The 276-nt window shown below is 44.6% G+C and carries 1 protein-coding gene; it reads left to right on the top strand.

Going from position 1 to position 276, the window contains the following annotated elements; translation table 11 throughout:
- On the top strand, positions 1-276 hold a 276-nt coding region (locus RMT89_RS42775; protein ID WP_315889159.1), incomplete at both ends, for a DegT/DnrJ/EryC1/StrS family aminotransferase.

Below are 276 nucleotides of genomic sequence, written 5' to 3'. Positions count from 1 at the left end.
ATCTTGACCCAAGCAAGATTGAAGCAGCGATAACGGATAAAACCTGCGCAATTTTACCTGTCCATGTCTATGGTAACCCGTGTGATCATGATGCCATTCAAGCCATTGCTGATAAGCATGACTTGAGAGTAATCTACGATGCCGCCCATGCCTTTGGGGTGAAGAAAAATGGTGAGTCTATCCTTAATATGGGCGAGCTATCTATTCTAAGTTTCCATGCCACAAAAGCATACTCTACCATTGAAGGTGGCGCAGTGGTTTGCCAAAGCCAAGAAA

This window comes from Streptomyces sp. P17 (assembly GCF_032436805.1).
In the GTDB taxonomy this organism is placed as follows: domain Bacteria; phylum Actinomycetota; class Actinomycetes; order Streptomycetales; family Streptomycetaceae; genus Streptomyces.
Note: the sequence above shows the minus strand (reverse complement) of the source record. Positions and strands in the feature narration are given on the sequence as shown.